Here is a 16,186-nt window from a genome sequence, read left to right as displayed (position 1 = left end):
AGATGGCCAAGACCCTGACTGCCAACGATGACAAGTATCCCGAGGTTCAAGGGACCATCGGATCGATCCCGAACGAGCCCGGCAACGGCATGCCGAGCCACGACGACATCCGCATGGCCGCGCACGAGATGGTCGCTCTGCTGGAGAAGCGGAAAAAGATCGCTGCGGAGATCAGCGCCTACCGGAAGGGCGCCAAGGCCAAAGGCATCACCCTCGGCGTGCTGGATGAGCAGGTCCGGCTGCTGGAATGGACGCCGGAAGAGGTCAAGAAGTTCTACGCCGAGCGCGACTGGTACGCCGAGGCGATGGCCCACCCCATCGGCTCGCAACTGGAGCTGTACGGCACCGAGGCGACCCCTGACCCCGTCCGCGAGCAGCTCAAGTGGCGTCAGATCGGTGTGAAGCATGGCCTGGCCGGCAAGGGCTGGGCAAGTGAGGCACCCAAGGAATGCCCGCCCGATTGTGTCCAGAGCTACGGCGAAGGGCACGAGGAAGGCCAAGGGATCGTTCGCCGTGCCTTCCAGACCCGCCTCGAGAAGGCCAACGCCGCTGCGGCCGATGCGCGGTCGGCGCCGGAACCCGATGACGGCCAGACCGACATCGAAACCGTCGCCAACGATGACGGCGACGATGCTGCGCACATGCAGGACGCGGCCTGATGCTGCTCGCGCTCGACCTCGCAACCCAGACCGGCATCTGCTTCGGGGCCGCCGATACCGGCGAAGTCCCGACGCTGGAGCATTTCCGGCTGCCGTCGACGGGTGACGAGGTCGGGCGCTTCCTTGCCGCGTTCGAGGACCGGATCAACGCCCTGCTTGAGCGCGTCCAGCCGGCCCTCATCGTGTTCGAAGCGCCGGTTCTGCCCCGCGCCAAATGGAACCCGGCCAGCAAGAAGGTCGAGGGCGGCGTCAGCATCCTGACGACACGCAAGCTCCAAGGCCTCGCCGGAGAGCTTGAGCGCATCGCCTACCGCGGAGGGCTGGAGTGCGCCGAGGTCCAGCCCGCCCAGGCGAAGCAAGCCCTCACGGGCAAGGGCAACGCCAAAAAGCCGGACATGGTCCGCGCTTGCCGAGCCTTTGGGCTGGAACCCCACACCTACACCCAGGCTGGCGAGGACGCCTCCGACGAGGCCGACGCCTTCGGCATCTGGCTCTGCGCCCTCCGCCTGCGTCACCCGAAGGTGGCCGGCCACTGGGACCCCATCAACTTCGCCCGGAGGGACGCCGCATGAACATCAACCCCTTGTGCCGCGACTGGTCACAGAACGAAGAGGCGATCCTCAAGAACCTCTGGCTGAAGGGCCAGAGCGCGTCTGAAATCGCCAGTGTGCTGCCGGGCCGGACGCGCAACGCCGTGATCGGCCGTGTGCATAGACTGGGCATGTCCAGAAAGGACAGGCCGCAGTCCACCCTCAGAGCCGCAGCGCCCGCCAAACCGCCGCGCGAGCCCAAAGCCCCGCCCATCGTGCGGAACATGTCGAATGGTCCGCTGAAGGCTGAGAAGGCCGCCCCGCCTCCGGTCGATTCGCCGAGCCTCATTGCCCCCGCAAACGATCTGGCCGTGCTGCTGATTGATCGCCGCCGGTCGCAGTGCTCTTGGCCCGTAGGCGAGCCTGGGCGCCCGGCATTTCAGATGTGCTGCGGCGGCCCTGTCCCTGAAGGCGCGAATAAGTCGGTCGAGACCTACTGCCTGACCCATGCCGCCAAGGCGATGGCCCGCCAGGTCGGCACGCCCCGCCAGTCCGAGAAGGACTACGCCCGGTCCCTCCGCAGGTGGGCGGCATGAGACCTCCCGAGGCCGCCGCGGCGATGCGTCAGCGCGCCACCAGCATCGAGGTCGAGCGAGCCCGGTTGTCCGGCGCCATGCGCGCGATCCTGGATCTGGGCGGTGTGCACGGCCTGCGGGCGATCATCTCGACCGAATACGAGCGGGTCGCCGGCGCGCATGTTCTGGACAAGGATTGGATCGGATGAGCGGACTGACCACAGTGCAGGCCAACTGTCTTGCCTTCATCAAACGGTATCAGGCTGAACATGCGGGCGCTTCGCCCGCATACACCGACATCATGGATGAGCTCGGTCTCGCTTCGAAGAGCGGGGTCCACCGCATGGTCTATGGGTTGATCCGGCGCGGTCGGCTTCGCAGCCTTCCCGGTGGCTGGCGAACGCTCGAAGTGATCGACGACACCCGCGTTGATTTCATGGACCTGCAGCGGCTGTCAGAGCCCGACTTCGCCTACGTGTGCTTGAAGGTCGACGAGGAGCTCGCACGCCGACGCAAGGCCGGATTCAACGCCAGCATCCGGAGCGCTGCATGACCGCCGCCCGCCGAGACTTCTCCGACCATGTCGCTGCCCGCATCGACCGGGATCGCCAGACGGCCGCCCAGCGCGCCCGTGACGAGGCCGTGCGCCGCGCCGCCTTTGAGCGAATGCGAGACCACCTACTGGGCGCGCCAGACGCCTGCCTCCAGCTTGAATGCGAAGGGGCTCTGGACGCCATCAAAGACGTCTTCACCGCCCGACGTGATGGGCCTGGGGCTTCGTCCATGATCGCGGCGCGGGCCTATCAGCCGCTGATTTCGGGACCGAACGCGCGGGCCCGGGCGGAACAGCTGTTCGACCGCGCCTCCGCCGCTAACGATGGGGACCGCCGGTGAATCGCCGAGACCTCCTCGACCTCGAACTCAACTACGCCCGCATGGTCCGCCGTGAAGCGAAGAGCCGCGCCAAGCGGTACCCGGCCGTCGCCGAGCAACTGAACCGCTGGGCTGACGCAGCCCAAGCGCGTGCCGAGGCCATCCGCTGCGGCCCCCTGTTCGACAGTGAGGCCGCATGATGGATCCGCGCGACGAAGAGGACCGGGCCAACGCCCTGCCGCTGAACCTGGAAGCCGAGCAGGCGCTGCTGGGCTGCCTCATGTTCGAGAACGAGGCGTGGCGGCTAGTCCATGACGCCGTTACAGGACCGGACTTCAGCGAGCCCTTTCACGAGCGGCTGTTCTCCGAGATCGCCCGGCTGATCGGCGCGGGCAAGCTAGCCGAACCCAGGACGCTCCAACAGGCATTCGACGACGATCAGGCGTTCCACGACTTCGGCGGCCTCAGCTATCTGTTGGACCTGATCGATCGCGCTCCACCGTCCGCCTTCTCGCGCGACTACGCCGAGCAGCTCGCGGACACGGCCGTCCGCCGGCGCCTGATCAAGATGGCGGCCGTAGCCATGCAGTCGGCCCGGTCCCGTGAGCACAGTGGTTACGAGGCAGTGGCCAAAGCCCGCGCCGAGCTGGAGACCGCCGAGCGCGGTTCCGCGCCAGAGGATGCGCTGTTCCAGAATGCCTATGAGGCCGCGCAGACGCGTATGGGTCGGCTGGAGCTGGAGCTCGCCACCGGGAAGCCTAAGGGTGTCCAGACCGGCCTGTCGTGCTTCGACAAGCGCTTGGGCGGGCTCATGCCCGGTTCGGTCATCGTCCTCGCTGGTCGCCCCGGCATGGGCAAGACGGCGCTTCTGGGCAACGTGCTGTACGGCGCGGCGCTGCAAAACCCGACCAAGCTCTTCGCCGGCTTCTCGCTGGAGATGGACACTGACCAGTTGAACGACCGCGCCCTGTCGCGTCTGACCGTCCGCGAGGACCAGCCGGTGAGCTTCTCAGACATCGCCAAGGTGATGCCTCTGACTTCTTTCGACATGCAGGCTCTGCACGCCGCCAAGGGCCGTATCCCGAAGAACCTCTGGCTCCGCGACCGGGCCGGCGTCTCGCTCGAGGATGTGTCACGCGCGGTCTGGGCGATGAAGCGCCGCGGAGAACTGGCCGCCATCGGGATCGACTACCTGCAGCTGATGCGCCGTCCTGCCCTCGCCGGCCGGAACGAGGCCAGCGCGATCGCGGAGATGACCGGCGCCCTCAAGAACCTGGCACGCGAGGCCAAGATCACCGTCGTGCTGCTGTCCCAGCTGAACCGCTCGGTCGAGAGCCGCGACGACAAGCGGCCGATGCTGTCCGACCTTCGGGAGTCGGGCTCGATCGAACAGGACGCCGACGCCGTCCTCTTCCCCTTCCGCGAGGTCTATTACCTGCAGAAGGCCGAGCCGAAGGCCGGGACCGACACTCACCTGGACTGGGAAATGAAGGTCGCTGACCTCCGCACCCACATGGACGTCATCATAGCCAAGAACCGCCACGGCGGCGAAGGCTCGGAGCCCATGAGCTACCGCGCCGAGATCGACCTCATTGAAGACCGGAGAGCCGCGTGAGCAACCCCTTCATGCAGCTCTATGTGGGCGACTACCTCAAGGACACGCGCCACCTGACGGCCGAACAGCACGGGGCCTACCTGCTGCTTCTGATGGCCATGTGGACGGCCGGCGGGGAGCTGCCGAACGACCCCAAGAAGCTGGCGCGGATGGCCGCCTGCTCGCCCTCGCGATGGGCCAAGATCGGCGACGACGTGCTGGAGTTTTTCACCCCGGATGGCGACGTAATCCGCAACGACCGGATCACCAAAGAGCTCAAAAAGGCGTCGGAAAAGTCGATCAAGAGAGCCGTTTCCGGTTCCAAAGGTGGACAGGCTAAGGCACTGAAAGCAAAGGGGACGGACCTAGCAAATGCTACCGTTTTGCTAGAGCATTCTTCAGAACCAGAACCAGAAGAAGATACCCCCCTTCCCCCCAAGGGGGCCACAAGGCGAAAGCCTGAAACGTCTCTGCCGGTGGATTGCCCGAAGGCCGATCTGGTCGCGGAAATGCAGGCCGAAGCCCGAGAGGTAGGAGCCAACGTCGATCTGGCGTTTGAGGCCCGGCAGTTCCGAGACTGGTGGATGGCCAAGGACGGCCGACAGCGCGATTGGGACGCTTGCTGGCGGACTTGGGCGCGCCGGTCGATCGCAAAGGCCCCACGAACCGCCATCGCCTCGCTGGCCCAGCGCACCGCCGCGCCGGACGATGACCGCTGGCGAGCCAAGCTGCGAGAGTTTCAGCGCAACCGGTTCTGGCCGTCCGATGACATCGGCCCCTCGCCCGGCCGCCCCGGATGCCGCGTCCCGCCTCACCTGCTGGTCGAGTTCGGTCTGACCGCCCAGCCCGCCAACACCAACCACAAGCCTGACCTCTTCGCCCCAGGAGCCGCAGCATGAGCAAGACCGACAAGGCCAAGAAGCGCGCTCGCCAGCGCCAGGGCCAGCACCGTGCCCCGTCCGCCCCCCGCGTCATCGGAGCGAACGACAACCACACCAACGACAACTCGGCGCCGGTCGTGATCGGCGGCCTTACCCTGTCGCCGGATTTGGCGCGGTCTTTCCGCAAAGCCGAGGCCGACCTCGCTGCGACGGTCGAGGGCCCGAACGGTTTAATCGCGCCGGACCTACCCCGTCGACGCGAAGGGCATCTGGCAATGCTGGAGCTTGAGTTGGCCCTGGAGGCCCAGACTGACGCCAAGCGAATGCGATCCGTCCGAGCGGAGATCAACGCGCTGGAGAAGGCGCGCGGGGGCGAACTGTCGGTCGAGAAGGGCCGGGACCAGCGTGGCCAAGAGGGCGACCAGTGGCGTGTCGGCCGAGACGGTTTGGACACTTTGCGTACCACCGGTGGGATCACGGAACTGCAGCGGTCGGCTGGGCTGCGCTTCCGCACCGATTACGAGCGGATCGACCCCGAACGCTTGCTGACACCCCCGACCCTGCTGCGCGAGGGCAAGACCAAGTCTGGTGGGGGTGAAGGCTACGACACCAAGATCGCCGAGAGCTGGGACCGGCTGCGGACCATCCACCTTATGATCGCAGGCGTCCCCCTGGAGATAGCGGAGCGGAAGGGCGGAGACCCCAACCTGCGCCCCAACATGCCGAACCTCCCCGCCGGGCACCCAGCTATGAGGGCGATCCATGCCCTGGCCGAGATCGCGGGCAAGGGGGCGAACATCAACGAGATGGCCAGCAGCGGTTCGGTGCGGACAAGGATTCGCGAGGACTTGATCTTCGCACTCGACGCGTGCGCTATCGTCTATTGCTTAGATTGAGACCAGCAGCCCCCGCGAAAGGAACGGCATGACGGACGAAAAGAAGATCAACCCACCGCAGCCACCGCAACCGCCGCGACCGCAGCCGCCGCGACCCCAGCCCGGTCAGACGCCCCTTCAAGAAGAGAAGGCCAGAAACAACGAAGGCGGGCGAACACCAGACTGGCTGCAGCAAGAACGCCCGCCCAGAAAATGACTTGGGACGACGGCGGCTTTTATGTCGTTTCGTGCGGAGTAGGCCGAAGCCGCCGGTATCACTCGGCAATGCGAGAGTTTTACCGGCGGATAGCCGATCTTATAACCGCGATCTCGGCGGTCAGCGGTTCAGGGGCATTCGTGGCCCTTTTTCTAGTCGATAGAACTACGCTCATCGCCAAGATTCTGATGGCCGTCGTGGGCGTCACAAGCACGCTGAACCTGGTGTACGGGTTCGCCAAAAAGGCTGACCTCCATGACAAGCTAACCAAGGATTTTACGAAACTGGCGGCTGACATGGCCCTTTGGCCTGCCGACGATGAGCACCTTCACCAAGCACGATCTCGCAGGATCACAATAGAGGCGGACGAGCCGCATGTTCGCCAGCTGATCAATCTGAGGGCACAAAACGATGAGTGGAGGGCGCGAGGCGTGCCTGAAGACCGAATGTGCCCGCTGACCAAGCGTCAGAAGTCATGGTGGCTGGCCTATTTTATGGATTGGGGCCTAGCGGAACTCGAAGATCGCATTCACGAGAGGAACAGGCCGTGAGACTGTAACGTCTGGATATGAACACGTCAGCACGCATTCACTTAGGGTCAAACAATGACAAACCCGCCCGAAGGTAGCAAAAGCCCGTTTGAATGCTTTATGTGCGAGCGGCCGCTCAAGATGGGTCCGGGCATGTACGAAGGCCGGGCGGTCAACGTCTGGGACATCCTGGTTTGCGACCGGTGCTACCGGGGCAATGAGGATGGTATCGTCACGTCCCGCCACCCAAAGCTTATCGCCCACCTTGAGCGCAGCGACCTGCCCTACAAGCTGAATGAAGAGGGCTACCTGAGCTGGCCAAAGGGTTAGGCCTCTTACTACGCTGGCCGGCCCCCAGACTTCAATCTCAGACGCAACCGCTAGATGCCGTGGCTTGACAGGGGACAGGTAATCGCGGACACACGCCATAGGTGCTCTTGCGCCCGGCGGCCCCAGACCTTGTGTCTAGGGGCTTTTTTCATGCCCTCTGACCATGTTCCGCGCTACGGCAACGGCTGGATCAGGAAGGCGCTAGCCGGGCGTTTTGGCGGGATCTGAACCGTAGGTCCGCTCCTCGCGAATGGTGCCATCGGACTTGTGAAGAACCGCTTGGCCCAGGCCGCCTTCGTCGAGAGCGCGACGCCCTGCCTTGGTGGCCGCCTTCTCTGCCGTCTCCTGCTTTCGGTGGCCCGAGACCTTCTTGCCGTCGCGGGTAACTACCCAGCCGCTTCCCTTCGGGTCGGGCGTGGAGTGGTAAACGGCTCTTTTGGGCGCCTTGGCCATAGCGGACCTCCTTTTCTGGAGACGGCACCCTGCCCCAAGAGGCGCTCCAGCCGCAACAGGGACCAAACCTATGGGCCGACCCACCTCATTCAACGAGGCGACGGCTGGCGAGATCTGCATCCGGCTCGCGTGCGGCGAAAGCCTGGCCAAGATTTGCCGCGACGACGAGATGCCCGCCTACCGCACCGTCATGACTTGGCTTCGGGAGCGCTCGGACTTTCGGCAGAGCTACGCGCTCGCGCGTGAGGATCAGGCCGACGCTGATGCGGACGCCGTGGGAGACATCGGCGAGAAGGTCATAGAGGGCACCCTCGACCCCCAGGCGGCGCGCGTGGCCATCGACGCCAAGAAGTGGTCGGCAGGTATCCGCAAGCCCGCCAAGTACGGCCCGCAGCACACGCTTCGGCATACTGGTCCCCAGGGTGGGCCGGTCGAGTTCGCCAACCTGACGGAGGCAGAGATTGACGCTCGCCTCGCCGCTCTCGCCGGAGATGCTGGGGCGGCTGCCCCTGACGCAGAGGCGTGAAGCCCTTGCCTTGCTGGAACAACGCGCCCGCCTGAAGCGAGAGCGCGAGGAACGGGAGCGCATCGAGGCCGAGGCCGGCGGGTGGGAGGCCGAGAAAGCCAAGTGCGCGGCGGACCCGCTCTACTGGTTCGACCGATACGCCTGGACCTATGACCCTCGACTGGTCGGCAAGCCGGGCGGAGCCTTCGTCCCGTTCAAGCTCTGGCCCAAGCAGCGAGAGTTCATTCTGTGGCTGAAGGCCCGGGTAGAAGCGGCTGAAGAGGGCCTTGGCGAGAAGAGTCGGGACGTTGGTGTCACCTATCTCTGCGGCGGGTTCGCCCTCTGGGCCTGGCTGTTCATCCCCGGTTTCAAGTCCACCTTCGGCAGCCGCAAGGTCGATTACGTCGACAAGAAAGACGACCCCGACAGCATCTTCGCCAAGGTGCGGATCATGCTATACCGCCAGCCGGCGCAGTTCATGCCCGAGGGCTTCAATCGCGGCGCCCACGACAACTACATGCGGATCACCAACCCGGAGACGGGCTCGGTCATCACGGGTGAAGGCGGCGAGGACATGGGCCGGGGCGGTCGCTCCTCCATGTATGTGGTCGATGAGGCGGCCTTCGTCGCCAACGCCGAGACGGTCGAGAAGGCCCTGTCCGGCAACACCGACTGCGTGATCTGGGTCTCGTCGGTCAACGGCATGGGCAACCTGTTCGCCCGCAAGCGCCACTCGATCCTCAAGCCCCGCCAGATCTTCCGCCTGCACTGGCGCGACGACCCTCGGAAGACCGAGGAATGGGCCATCGCCAAGCAGGCCAGCTTCTCGGACCCGACGACCTGGGCTTCCGAGTACGACATCGACTACAGCGCTTCGGTCGAGGGCATCTGCATCCCGGCAATCTGGGTCGAGAGCGCCAAGCGGCTGCTGGCCCTGGAGCCTCGGCTGCTCCCCGCGAACCAGGGCGTTACGGGGCTGGATGTAGGCGCCGGAAAGTCTAAGTCGGTCGCCATCACGCGGCGCGGCCCCGTCGTAGTCAAGCCGCAGTCACGCGGCGCGCCCGATACGACCGAGACAGCACATTGGGGCCTGGAGATTGCCCAGGAACAGGGCTCGGCGTTCCTGAACTTCGATGCTCCGGGCGTTGGAGCCGGCGTCGCATCCACGCTGAAGCACAACCCCGCCCCTGGCCTCACGGTTACGGCGGTCAACACCGGCCTCCCCCCGACGCAGCGGCGCTGGCCTGACGGGCGGACGTCCGAAGAAATGTTCGGCAACTCCAAGGCCGAGGTCTGGTGGCTCTGTCGGACAGCCCTTCAGCGCTCCCACGAGCACGTCGCTTTCCTCGACGGGAAGGAAACGGGCGTGGAGCACCCGCTTACCGATCTGCTGGCCCTGCCCAGCGGTGACAAGGACAGCGACGCCCTCTGCCTCCAGCTCTCGCTGGTGAAGTGGGAGCGGAATGAGCGGGGCAAGATCGTGATCGAGCAGAAAAAGGCCCTCGCCCGTCGCGGCATTGCATCGCCTGACTACGCGGATGCCCTGATGCTGACGTTTGTTGACCCGCCGGCCTCGGCCCGGCTCGACATCGACGCGCTGCTTTGATGAGCGAGACCCTCGTCCAAGACGGCCTGGCCAACGTGCTGTCGGGCCTTGGCACGGAGCGCGACAAGGCGGCCTCGACCTACTACGCCGAGCCCACTCTCGACCACCTGCAGCTGGTCAACGCCTACCGTGGCTCATGGATGGCCCGGAAGGTCGTGGACATTCCGGCGCTGGATAGCTGCCGGAACTGGCGCGCGTGGCAGGCGAAGCAGGATCAGATCGAGCTGATCGAGGCGGAAGAGAAGCGCCTCAACGTCCGGGGCAAGGTGCTGGACGCCCGCAAGAAGGGCCGACTGTTCGGTGGCGCGGCCATCTACACCGACCTCGGCGACGACGCTTCGAAGCCGCTGGACGTGTCCAAGGTGAAGAAGGGTGGCATCCGCTTCCTATCGATCTTCACGCCTCGACAGCTGGTGCCTGGCGAGATCGACACCGACCCTATGTCGGAGTTCTACGGGACGCCGAAGGTCTGGAACATCTCAGGCGGAACGACGGGCCAGGTCTCGATCCACCCCTCGCGCCTGACCATCTTCGCCGGCAACGAACTGCCGGACCGCGACATCACCAGCACCGCCTATGGCTGGGGCGACAGCGTGCTCGTGTCGGTCATCGACGCGGTGAAGCAGGCCGAGAGCGCCGCGGCCAACATCAACAGCCTGATCTACGAGGCCAACGTCGACGTGGTGTCGATCGAGGGCCTGGCTGAGATCCTCAAGATGAACGGCGGCGAGGACAAGGTCCGCGAGCTGTTGCGGATGAACCTGGACGCCAAATCCAACCTCCGCGCCCTCGTGCTGGACGCCAAGAACACCTACGACCGCAAGGCCGTCAGTTTCGGCACCCTGCCTGACCTGATGGACCGCTTCGACCAGCACGCGGCGGGTGCCGCAGACATCCCGATGACCCGGTTCATGGGCATGTCGCCAGGCGGGATGAACAGCACCGGAGAGAGCGACCTCCGGAACTACTACGACCGCATTTCGGCCGGCCAAGAGCTGGAGATGACGCCCGCCATGATGCGGCTGGACGAGGCTACGATCCGCTCCGCCATCGGAGCCCGCGACCCGGCCATCCACTACGTCTGGAACCCGCTCTGGCAGATGTCGGAGAAGGAAAAGGCGGACATCTTCAAGACCAAGTCTGATGCCGCCCGCACCCTGCGCGGCAACGGCGGCACCTCCGAACCCCTGATCTCGCCAGACGCCCTGTCGACGGCTTTGGTCAACGAGTTCATCGAGGATGGCTCACTGGCCGGACTGGAAGGGGCGGTCGAAGAGTTCGGCGCGCTACCCGACGACGAAGACGACTTGGATCAGGGAGCGGCCATGGGCGCGCCTGACACGTCTGGATCACTTGGCGAGGTACTTGCCCAACGCAGCGGCGATGCTGGGATCTAGCCCGCCCTCCTCTTTCACAATGCCATCCGTAGTGGTGCGGAAAAGGGCGGTCAGGATGACTTGGCGGTCTTCCGGGTCCGCAGCCTGGTTCTCGATCAGGGCTAGGTAGGTCTCGGCCATCGTGGCCCTTTCTTGCGCATCCTGCCTCAGGTGGTGTTGGCTGAGGTAGAGCTTCGTAAGCAGGCGACCGGCCCAGAACAAAACGGCTGCTGCCGAACCCAACCCGGCAGAGGCAACCACATATACGCCAGAAGGAATGGCTGGTGCGTCAGGCCTCAGGGCTAAGTTGATCAGCGTCCACCCCACTGACCAGAACGCCCAGACAATCGCGCCCATTGCTATAACAAAGAAGGCAATCACGAAGAGGCGTAGCAACGCCTCCGAACCTTCGTGTGCTTCTGCCTTATCCTTCCAATACTTCACTGGCCCCCTCAAACCCATTTGCTCAGTGAAAGCCTTATCGGTCGCGTGAAGCTTTTCCATCGAAGCACGCTCTTTGCGGCGAGCATGCGTGGAATAGCGAAGCCATCGCTTAGTAAGTGTTCGGGCCCATGTTCGCGCCGTTGATCCCGCTTCCTCCAGAGCTGAGGCCCAGGCCGCTTGCCGATCCGATTCGGCTAAATCCTGGCGCTCGCGGAATTCGTTCACGGACCGTTTGAACCGAGTTCTTTCGTCCCTCATTGCCTGAGCGGCATCATCCCCCGCCAGAAGACTCGGCTGAGCTACGAAAAGCGCACCACGAAGAAAGGGGAGCGCTACTGCATTGACGGGGTTCACAAGACCACGCAGCAGGTGGACAGCGAAGATTGCAGCGTCAGCCCCGGCAGCTCTCCGAATATCCGCCACCAGCGTTCCGTTCTCACTGCTGGGGTGAAACGGTGCGTAGATGTCCATGGTAGCAGGGACGTCCTGCGTAAAAGATGCTGGTTGTTGGCCTTGTTGACGTCTCGCCTCCGCCTGCGACCTGAGTTGGTCTAGGCGACTGGTTAAGTACCCAGTGTATCCACCGCTTGGGTCGTTTAGAGTAGGCTCCCGCTCGGTCCATTCCCAAGCGGCACGAAACTCGTCGATCCACGCGATTATGCGCTGCCACCCCAAGAGGCGCCACTCGGTGCCGTCTGCGAGGGTGAAGCTCGCCACCTGTTCTTGTTCAGCTTCCAAGGTGCCCTCCAACAGGTCGCGCGCAACCAGACGCTGAGTCCACATCCGAAGAAAGGGTCGTAGATGCAGATCTTCGACGCCGTCGCCCTCGGCGAGCCCAGGCTCACGCGGGACGGATACCTCGTGGCCGACGCCAAGATCGCGCGCACCGGCATACAGCTTTATCGCGGCAAGGAGGCCGACCCCGAGAACAGGCACGGCTTCCGCGACCAGGCCGTCGTGCGGGTTCTGCGTCCCGAGAGCGAGGTCTTCTCCACCGACGCCATGGCCAGCTTCGCGCACCGCCCGGTGACGAACGACCACCCGGCGGAGTCGGTCTCGGCGACGAACTGGAAAGATCACAGCGTCGGCATCACCGGCAACGAGATCGCCCGTGACGGCGCGTTCATCCGCGTGCCGATGGTCGTGATGGACAAGGCCGCCATCGACGCCTGGAAGGCCGGCAAGCGGGAACTGTCCTGCGGTTACACCTGCGACCTCGCGTTCGAGCCCGGCGTGACCGCCGATGGCCAGGCCTACGACGCCATCCAGAAGAACATCCGCGGCAACCACCTCGCCATCGTTGGGCGGGGTCGGGCCGGATCAGAATGCCGCATCGGGGACATGGGCGCTCCCGAGAACGGCCAATCGCAAGCGCCCGTCCACCAAGGAGATCGTCACATGACGCTCAAGACCATCACCGTGGACGGCCTGCCGGTCGAAACCACGGATGCAGGCATCGCCGCCATCGAGAAGATGCGCGGACTGCTCACTGTCGCGGACAAGGCTCTGTCCGACGAGAAGGCGGCCCACGCCAAGACCAAGGCGGAAGCCGACGCCGAGAAGGCCAAGAAGGACGTCGAGAACGAGGACCTGAAGAAGAAGGTCGTCGACGGTGCGGCCCTCGACAAACTGGTGGCCGATCGCGCCGCCGTCGTGACCAAGGCGAAGGCCCTGGATCCGAAGGTCGTCACGGACGGTAAGTCCAACGCCGAGATCAAGCGCGCCATCATCGGTGACGCCGCGAACGGCCAGTCGGACGACTACGTCAACGCTGCCTGGGACATGAAGACCGTCGACGCCGCAAACGACAGCGTGCGCGACGCCATCCGTACCCAGGACCACTCCATGAACGCGAACGACGCGTGGAACGACGGCGTCTTCGCCGCGGCCGGCGTCGCCCAGCTGAAGAAGGGTGCCTAAGACATGGCCATTCTCAACGAAACGCGGGGCACCGCGAACTTCCTCGTCTCCGAGGCCAACGGCATGTATCGCAGCCGCGATGCTGTGACCGTCGCCGCTGGCGCCGCGCCGGGCCTGACCGCCGGCACGATCCTCGGCAAGCTGACGTCGGGCGGCAACTACGTCGCCTATGCGCCGGGCGGCTCGGACGGTTCGCAGACCATCGCCGGCATCCTTTGGGAAGCCGCGGTCGGCACCGTCCGCAAGACCGTCGTCACCCGCGACGCCGAAGTGAACGGCGCGCACCTCATCTACCAATCCGGGGCTGATGCCACCGCGAAGGCCACGGCCAACGCGGCGCTGAAGGCCCTCGGCATCATCGTTCGCTAAGGAGGGCTGACACCATGGCTGGCATGGATATCTTCAACTCGTCGGCCTTCTCGATGACCTCGCTCACGGGCGCGGTTTCGAAGGTCGGATACAAGCCGCAACTGCTGGGTGAGCTGGGCATCTTCGAGCCCATGCCCGTCCGCACCCGCACGGTCTTCGTCGACCGTCAGAACGACCGCCTGACGCTGATCCCGTCCAGCCCCATCGGCGCACCGCCGAAGGAGCTGATCGTTGATCCGCGCAACGCCGTCCCGCTGAAGACGGTTCGCCTGGCCGAGGGCTTCACCCTCTACGCCGAGGAAATCCAAGGCATCCGTGCCTTTGGCTCCGACAGCGAGTTCGCCCAGGTCCAGACCGAGTACCTGAAGCGCATGGCTTCGGTCCGCAACGACATGGAGCTCACTCATGAGAACCATCGTCTGGGCGCTCTGCAGGGACTGCTGCTGGACGCGGACGGCTCGTCGGTCATCTACAACTACTTCGACGAGTTCGGCGTCACGGCCCCGACTGAGATCGACTTCGACCTGGACAACGCCTCCCCGGCCCAAGGCGCGATCCGCCTGAAGTCGGCTGCGCTGATCCGGTCGATGCGCCGCTCGGCGGGCGGTTCGTTCACCCCGGGCACCACGATCCACGCCCTGGCCGGCGATGCGTTCTTCGACGCGCTCGTCACCAGCGCCGAAGTCGAGAAGTCCTACCTGAATTGGGCGGCCGCTGCGGACCTGCGCACCGACAAGTCGTTCACGGCCTTCACCTACGCCGGCATCACCTACCACAACTACCAGGGCACCGACGACAACTCGACCGTGGCGGTCCCGACTGACAAGGCCAAATTCTTCCCGGTGGGCGCGAAGGACATCTTCAAGAAGGCGATGGCGCCGGCCGAGTTCGGGCCGTACGTCAACACGCTGGGCCAGGACACCTACGCCATGAACATCCCCGACCGGGATCGCCAGGCGTGGACCCGGGGCGAGCTGTACAGCTACCCGCTGTACTTCTGCCAACGCCCGGACGTCCTGCGCACCGGCCGGAGGACCTGATCATGACGGTCTATTCGATCGACAATCAGTCCCCGGTCGACAAGGCGTTCCGCTCGGACGCCGGCTACTCGATCATCGCCGCCGGCAGCAAAGGCGAGGTCGACACGGCCCTGCCCCTGACCGAAGAGCAGGTCGCCGCGCTGGAGGCCGACAACGTCAAGGTCACGGCCGGGAGGGGCAAGAAGGGCCCGGACGGCCTGAAGGCCGAACATCACGGCGGCGGCAAGTTCAACATCACCGAGGGAGAGAAGGTCTTGCTGACCGATCTGCCCAAGGCCGATGCGGACGCCTTCAACGCGATGTCGGCTGAAGAGAAGGCCGCGTTCGTGGCCGACAGGGCCCAGGCCTGACCATGGCCGGCTATGGCGACGACGCGGGCCTGGCTGCCTACCTCGCCGCCAACGGCTACACGCTCCCCGTTGGCGCACCGGCTTCGGCTGTGCTGCGTCAGCGGGGCGGCGGGTACATCGACGGGCTGTACGGGCCCAAGTTCTCCGGCCAGCCGACCGGCGGGTTTGCCCAGGAGCGCGCATGGCCGCGCACCGGCGCTTCGGCTTATGGCTCGGACATTCCCTCTGAAATCATCCCCGTGGCGGTCGTTCAGGCCAGCTATGCGGCGGCTTGGCAGGAGGCCACGGCCCCCGGCTCGCTGCATGTCGCTGCCAGCACGGGCGGCGCCATCAAGCGCGAGAAGATCGGCCCGATCGAGACCGAGTACGTCACTGCCTCGGGCGATGCCCTGATCGATGCGACGGTTCGCCTTCAGGCGGTCGAGGGCCTGCTCGCACCCTTCCTGACGGTGTACGAGCCCGCGATCTTCGTCGTCTGATGCCCAGCTTCGACTATTCCCGCGCCTTGGCTACGGCCAACCGGCTGATCACCCGCTACGGTCAGCAGGGCAAGCTGAGCGTGCCGGCCGATGCTACGGGGCCTTCCTACGACCCGGATGAGAGCGACCCCGACGAGCACGACGCGGTCTTCGCGGTGCTGGAGTACGACCAGAAGGACATCGACGGCACACGCGTCCTGCGCACCGACAAGAAGATCCTGCTGGCGGTCGGAACCCTGCCTCTCAAGCCCGCGACCGATCACCATTTGCTCGATGCGGCGGGCCAGGCCTACAGTGTCATGGACGTCCAGCCGCTTTCGCCGGCGGGGATCGACCTCTTCTACTGGGTCCAGGGCCGGGCATGAGCGACTACATCAACGCTGCGATGCTCGCCCAAGCGGCTTGGAAAGACCTGAACGCCAAGCAGTCCGAGTATCAGGCGGCGGTGCTTCGCGCCGAAGTGACCGGCGACCGAGACGCGGCCGAGAAGGTTCGGCAGGAGGCCCACGACATGCTGGACACCTGCTTCGACATGAACGCGGAAGCTGCCCGCGCTCAGATGACCCTCCTCAAGCGCTAG

The 16,186-nt window shown here is 65.1% G+C and carries 24 protein-coding genes; 22 read left to right on the top strand and 2 right to left on the bottom strand.

Going from position 1 to position 16,186, the window contains the following annotated elements; genetic code table 11:
* The first annotated feature begins 2 nt into the window (after positions 1-2).
* The 12 genes from ASG17_RS07705 to ASG17_RS07650 all read left to right on the top strand — a co-directional run bounded on the left by ASG17_RS07705 (position 3) and on the right by ASG17_RS07650 (position 7,064).
* Positions 3-659 (top strand): hypothetical protein, encoded by a 657-nt coding sequence (locus ASG17_RS07705; protein WP_156367768.1) that lies wholly within the window; start codon positions 3-5, stop codon positions 657-659.
* Positions 659-1,231: a hypothetical protein gene (locus ASG17_RS07700; RefSeq protein ID WP_056101384.1), complete on the top strand. Its 573-nt coding sequence runs from the start codon at positions 659-661 to the stop codon at positions 1,229-1,231. The genes ASG17_RS07705 and ASG17_RS07700 overlap by 1 nt, the downstream gene beginning before the upstream one ends.
* Complete coding sequence (locus ASG17_RS07695; protein WP_056101381.1) at positions 1,228-1,785, top strand: GcrA family cell cycle regulator; 558 nt, start codon at positions 1,228-1,230, stop codon at positions 1,783-1,785. Before ASG17_RS07700 ends, ASG17_RS07695 begins: the two co-directional genes overlap by 4 nt.
* Complete coding sequence (locus ASG17_RS15580) at positions 1,782-1,973, top strand: hypothetical protein (protein ID WP_162238779.1); 192 nt, start codon at positions 1,782-1,784, stop codon at positions 1,971-1,973. Before ASG17_RS07695 ends, ASG17_RS15580 begins: the two co-directional genes overlap by 4 nt.
* Positions 1,970-2,317 carry a hypothetical protein gene (locus ASG17_RS15575; RefSeq protein ID WP_056101374.1) on the top strand — a complete coding sequence of 116 codons (348 nt, stop codon included), beginning with the start codon at positions 1,970-1,972 and terminating at the stop codon, positions 2,315-2,317. Before ASG17_RS15580 ends, ASG17_RS15575 begins: the two co-directional genes overlap by 4 nt.
* The gene (locus ASG17_RS07680) at positions 2,314-2,658 is read left to right on the top strand and encodes a hypothetical protein (protein WP_056101371.1); all 345 of its coding nucleotides are present in this window, start codon (positions 2,314-2,316) and stop codon (positions 2,656-2,658) included. The genes ASG17_RS15575 and ASG17_RS07680 overlap by 4 nt, the downstream gene beginning before the upstream one ends.
* Positions 2,655-2,837 (top strand): hypothetical protein, encoded by a 183-nt coding sequence (locus ASG17_RS07675; protein ID WP_056101367.1) that lies wholly within the window; start codon positions 2,655-2,657, stop codon positions 2,835-2,837. Before ASG17_RS07680 ends, ASG17_RS07675 begins: the two co-directional genes overlap by 4 nt.
* The gene (locus ASG17_RS07670; protein WP_082496151.1) at positions 2,834-4,252 is read left to right on the top strand and encodes a DnaB-like helicase C-terminal domain-containing protein; all 1,419 of its coding nucleotides are present in this window, start codon (positions 2,834-2,836) and stop codon (positions 4,250-4,252) included. Before ASG17_RS07675 ends, ASG17_RS07670 begins: the two co-directional genes overlap by 4 nt.
* A complete protein-coding gene (locus ASG17_RS07665) occupies positions 4,249-5,130 on the top strand; it encodes a DUF1376 domain-containing protein (RefSeq protein ID WP_056101360.1) in 882 nt (293 codons plus the stop codon). Before ASG17_RS07670 ends, ASG17_RS07665 begins: the two co-directional genes overlap by 4 nt.
* Positions 5,127-6,008 (top strand): hypothetical protein, encoded by an 882-nt coding sequence (locus tag ASG17_RS07660; RefSeq protein WP_056101357.1) that lies wholly within the window; start codon positions 5,127-5,129, stop codon positions 6,006-6,008. The genes ASG17_RS07665 and ASG17_RS07660 overlap by 4 nt, the downstream gene beginning before the upstream one ends.
* Positions 6,009-6,200: 192 nt before the next feature.
* On the top strand, positions 6,201-6,755 hold the full coding sequence (locus ASG17_RS07655; RefSeq protein WP_156367767.1) for a hypothetical protein: 555 nt from the start codon (positions 6,201-6,203) through the stop codon (positions 6,753-6,755).
* Positions 6,756-6,809: 54 nt separating this feature from the next.
* A complete protein-coding gene (locus ASG17_RS07650) occupies positions 6,810-7,064 on the top strand; it encodes a hypothetical protein (protein WP_156367766.1) in 255 nt (84 codons plus the stop codon).
* A gap of 201 nt (positions 7,065-7,265) precedes the next feature.
* On the opposite strand, the gene ASG17_RS07645 is transcribed toward ASG17_RS07650, so the two are convergent.
* Complete coding sequence (locus ASG17_RS07645; protein ID WP_056101350.1) at positions 7,266-7,517, bottom strand: DUF2188 domain-containing protein; 252 nt, start codon at positions 7,515-7,517, stop codon at positions 7,266-7,268.
* 70 nt (positions 7,518-7,587) lie between these two features.
* Here ASG17_RS07645 and ASG17_RS07640 point away from each other — a divergent pair, with 70 nt between their 5' ends.
* From ASG17_RS07640 to ASG17_RS07630, 3 genes are read left to right on the top strand one after another with little or no spacing between them, the layout of a single operon-like run.
* Positions 7,588-8,043, top strand: a complete 456-nt coding sequence (locus tag ASG17_RS07640) for a hypothetical protein (RefSeq protein ID WP_056101348.1) — start codon at positions 7,588-7,590, stop codon at positions 8,041-8,043.
* A complete protein-coding gene (locus ASG17_RS07635; RefSeq protein WP_156367765.1) occupies positions 7,979-9,628 on the top strand; it encodes a hypothetical protein in 1,650 nt (549 codons plus the stop codon). Before ASG17_RS07640 ends, ASG17_RS07635 begins: the two co-directional genes overlap by 65 nt.
* The gene (locus ASG17_RS07630; protein WP_056101343.1) at positions 9,628-11,025 is read left to right on the top strand and encodes a DUF1073 domain-containing protein; all 1,398 of its coding nucleotides are present in this window, start codon (positions 9,628-9,630) and stop codon (positions 11,023-11,025) included. The genes ASG17_RS07635 and ASG17_RS07630 overlap by 1 nt, the downstream gene beginning before the upstream one ends.
* Here ASG17_RS07630 and ASG17_RS15455 read toward each other — a convergent pair.
* Positions 10,978-11,919, bottom strand: a complete 942-nt coding sequence (locus ASG17_RS15455; RefSeq protein WP_156367764.1) for a DUF6161 domain-containing protein — start codon at positions 11,917-11,919, stop codon at positions 10,978-10,980. The genes ASG17_RS07630 and ASG17_RS15455 overlap by 48 nt on opposite strands.
* A 330-nt stretch (positions 11,920-12,249) precedes the next feature.
* Here ASG17_RS15455 and ASG17_RS07620 point away from each other — a divergent pair, with 330 nt between their 5' ends.
* The 7 genes from ASG17_RS07620 to ASG17_RS07590 are packed head-to-tail and all read left to right on the top strand — an operon-like array spanning position 12,250 to position 16,186.
* Positions 12,250-13,368 (top strand): DUF2213 domain-containing protein, encoded by a 1,119-nt coding sequence (locus ASG17_RS07620; RefSeq protein ID WP_056101337.1) that lies wholly within the window; start codon positions 12,250-12,252, stop codon positions 13,366-13,368.
* Positions 13,369-13,371: 3 nt separating this feature from the next.
* The gene (locus ASG17_RS07615) at positions 13,372-13,737 is read left to right on the top strand and encodes a head decoration protein (protein ID WP_056101336.1); all 366 of its coding nucleotides are present in this window, start codon (positions 13,372-13,374) and stop codon (positions 13,735-13,737) included.
* Between the two features lie 14 nt (positions 13,738-13,751).
* Positions 13,752-14,777: a major capsid protein gene (locus ASG17_RS07610; protein WP_056101333.1), complete on the top strand. Its 1,026-nt coding sequence runs from the start codon at positions 13,752-13,754 to the stop codon at positions 14,775-14,777.
* A 2-nt stretch (positions 14,778-14,779) separates the two neighbouring features.
* The gene (locus ASG17_RS07605) at positions 14,780-15,127 is read left to right on the top strand and encodes a hypothetical protein (RefSeq protein ID WP_056101331.1); all 348 of its coding nucleotides are present in this window, start codon (positions 14,780-14,782) and stop codon (positions 15,125-15,127) included.
* A gap of 2 nt (positions 15,128-15,129) precedes the next feature.
* Entirely contained in the window at positions 15,130-15,606 is a 477-nt protein-coding gene (locus ASG17_RS07600) for a DnaT-like ssDNA-binding protein (RefSeq protein ID WP_056101328.1), read from the top strand.
* Complete coding sequence (locus ASG17_RS07595) at positions 15,606-15,971, top strand: hypothetical protein (protein WP_056101325.1); 366 nt, start codon at positions 15,606-15,608, stop codon at positions 15,969-15,971. Before ASG17_RS07600 ends, ASG17_RS07595 begins: the two co-directional genes overlap by 1 nt.
* Complete coding sequence (locus ASG17_RS07590; RefSeq protein ID WP_056101321.1) at positions 15,968-16,186, top strand: hypothetical protein; 219 nt, start codon at positions 15,968-15,970, stop codon at positions 16,184-16,186. The genes ASG17_RS07595 and ASG17_RS07590 overlap by 4 nt, the downstream gene beginning before the upstream one ends.

Source organism: Brevundimonas sp. Leaf363 (genome assembly GCF_001424025.1).
In the GTDB taxonomy this organism is placed as follows: Bacteria; Pseudomonadota; Alphaproteobacteria; order Caulobacterales; family Caulobacteraceae; genus Brevundimonas.
This window is presented reverse-complemented; position numbering and strand designations above follow the sequence as displayed.

Excerpts from the sequence above, each read along its gene's own strand:
- ASG17_RS07630 (WP_056101343.1), top strand. The coding sequence starts at position 9,628 with ATGAGCGAGACCCTCGTCCAAGACGGCCTGGCCAACGTGCTGTCGGGC.
- ASG17_RS07605 (WP_056101331.1), top strand. The coding sequence starts at position 14,780 with ATGACGGTCTATTCGATCGACAATCAGTCCCCGGTCGACAAGGCGTTC.
- ASG17_RS07650 (WP_156367766.1), top strand. The coding sequence starts at position 6,810 with ATGACAAACCCGCCCGAAGGTAGCAAAAGCCCGTTTGAATGCTTTATG.
- ASG17_RS15575 (WP_056101374.1), top strand. The coding sequence starts at position 1,970 with ATGAGCGGACTGACCACAGTGCAGGCCAACTGTCTTGCCTTCATCAAA.
- ASG17_RS07695 (WP_056101381.1), top strand. The coding sequence starts at position 1,228 with ATGAACATCAACCCCTTGTGCCGCGACTGGTCACAGAACGAAGAGGCG.
- ASG17_RS07595 (WP_056101325.1), top strand. The coding sequence starts at position 15,606 with ATGCCCAGCTTCGACTATTCCCGCGCCTTGGCTACGGCCAACCGGCTG.
- ASG17_RS15580 (WP_162238779.1), top strand. The coding sequence starts at position 1,782 with ATGAGACCTCCCGAGGCCGCCGCGGCGATGCGTCAGCGCGCCACCAGC.
- ASG17_RS07645 (WP_056101350.1), bottom strand. The coding sequence starts at position 7,517 with ATGGCCAAGGCGCCCAAAAGAGCCGTTTACCACTCCACGCCCGACCCG.
- ASG17_RS07620 (WP_056101337.1), top strand. The coding sequence starts at position 12,250 with ATGCAGATCTTCGACGCCGTCGCCCTCGGCGAGCCCAGGCTCACGCGG.
- ASG17_RS07660 (WP_056101357.1), top strand. The coding sequence starts at position 5,127 with ATGAGCAAGACCGACAAGGCCAAGAAGCGCGCTCGCCAGCGCCAGGGC.
- ASG17_RS07590 (WP_056101321.1), top strand. The coding sequence starts at position 15,968 with ATGAGCGACTACATCAACGCTGCGATGCTCGCCCAAGCGGCTTGGAAA.
- ASG17_RS07670 (WP_082496151.1), top strand. The coding sequence starts at position 2,834 with ATGATGGATCCGCGCGACGAAGAGGACCGGGCCAACGCCCTGCCGCTG.
- ASG17_RS07705 (WP_156367768.1), top strand. The coding sequence starts at position 3 with ATGGCCAAGACCCTGACTGCCAACGATGACAAGTATCCCGAGGTTCAA.
- ASG17_RS07655 (WP_156367767.1), top strand. The coding sequence starts at position 6,201 with ATGACTTGGGACGACGGCGGCTTTTATGTCGTTTCGTGCGGAGTAGGC.
- ASG17_RS07610 (WP_056101333.1), top strand. The coding sequence starts at position 13,752 with ATGGCTGGCATGGATATCTTCAACTCGTCGGCCTTCTCGATGACCTCG.
- ASG17_RS07615 (WP_056101336.1), top strand. The coding sequence starts at position 13,372 with ATGGCCATTCTCAACGAAACGCGGGGCACCGCGAACTTCCTCGTCTCC.
- ASG17_RS15455 (WP_156367764.1), bottom strand. The coding sequence starts at position 11,919 with ATGGACATCTACGCACCGTTTCACCCCAGCAGTGAGAACGGAACGCTG.
- ASG17_RS07700 (WP_056101384.1), top strand. The coding sequence starts at position 659 with ATGCTGCTCGCGCTCGACCTCGCAACCCAGACCGGCATCTGCTTCGGG.
- ASG17_RS07640 (WP_056101348.1), top strand. The coding sequence starts at position 7,588 with ATGGGCCGACCCACCTCATTCAACGAGGCGACGGCTGGCGAGATCTGC.
- ASG17_RS07680 (WP_056101371.1), top strand. The coding sequence starts at position 2,314 with ATGACCGCCGCCCGCCGAGACTTCTCCGACCATGTCGCTGCCCGCATC.
- ASG17_RS07600 (WP_056101328.1), top strand. The coding sequence starts at position 15,130 with ATGGCCGGCTATGGCGACGACGCGGGCCTGGCTGCCTACCTCGCCGCC.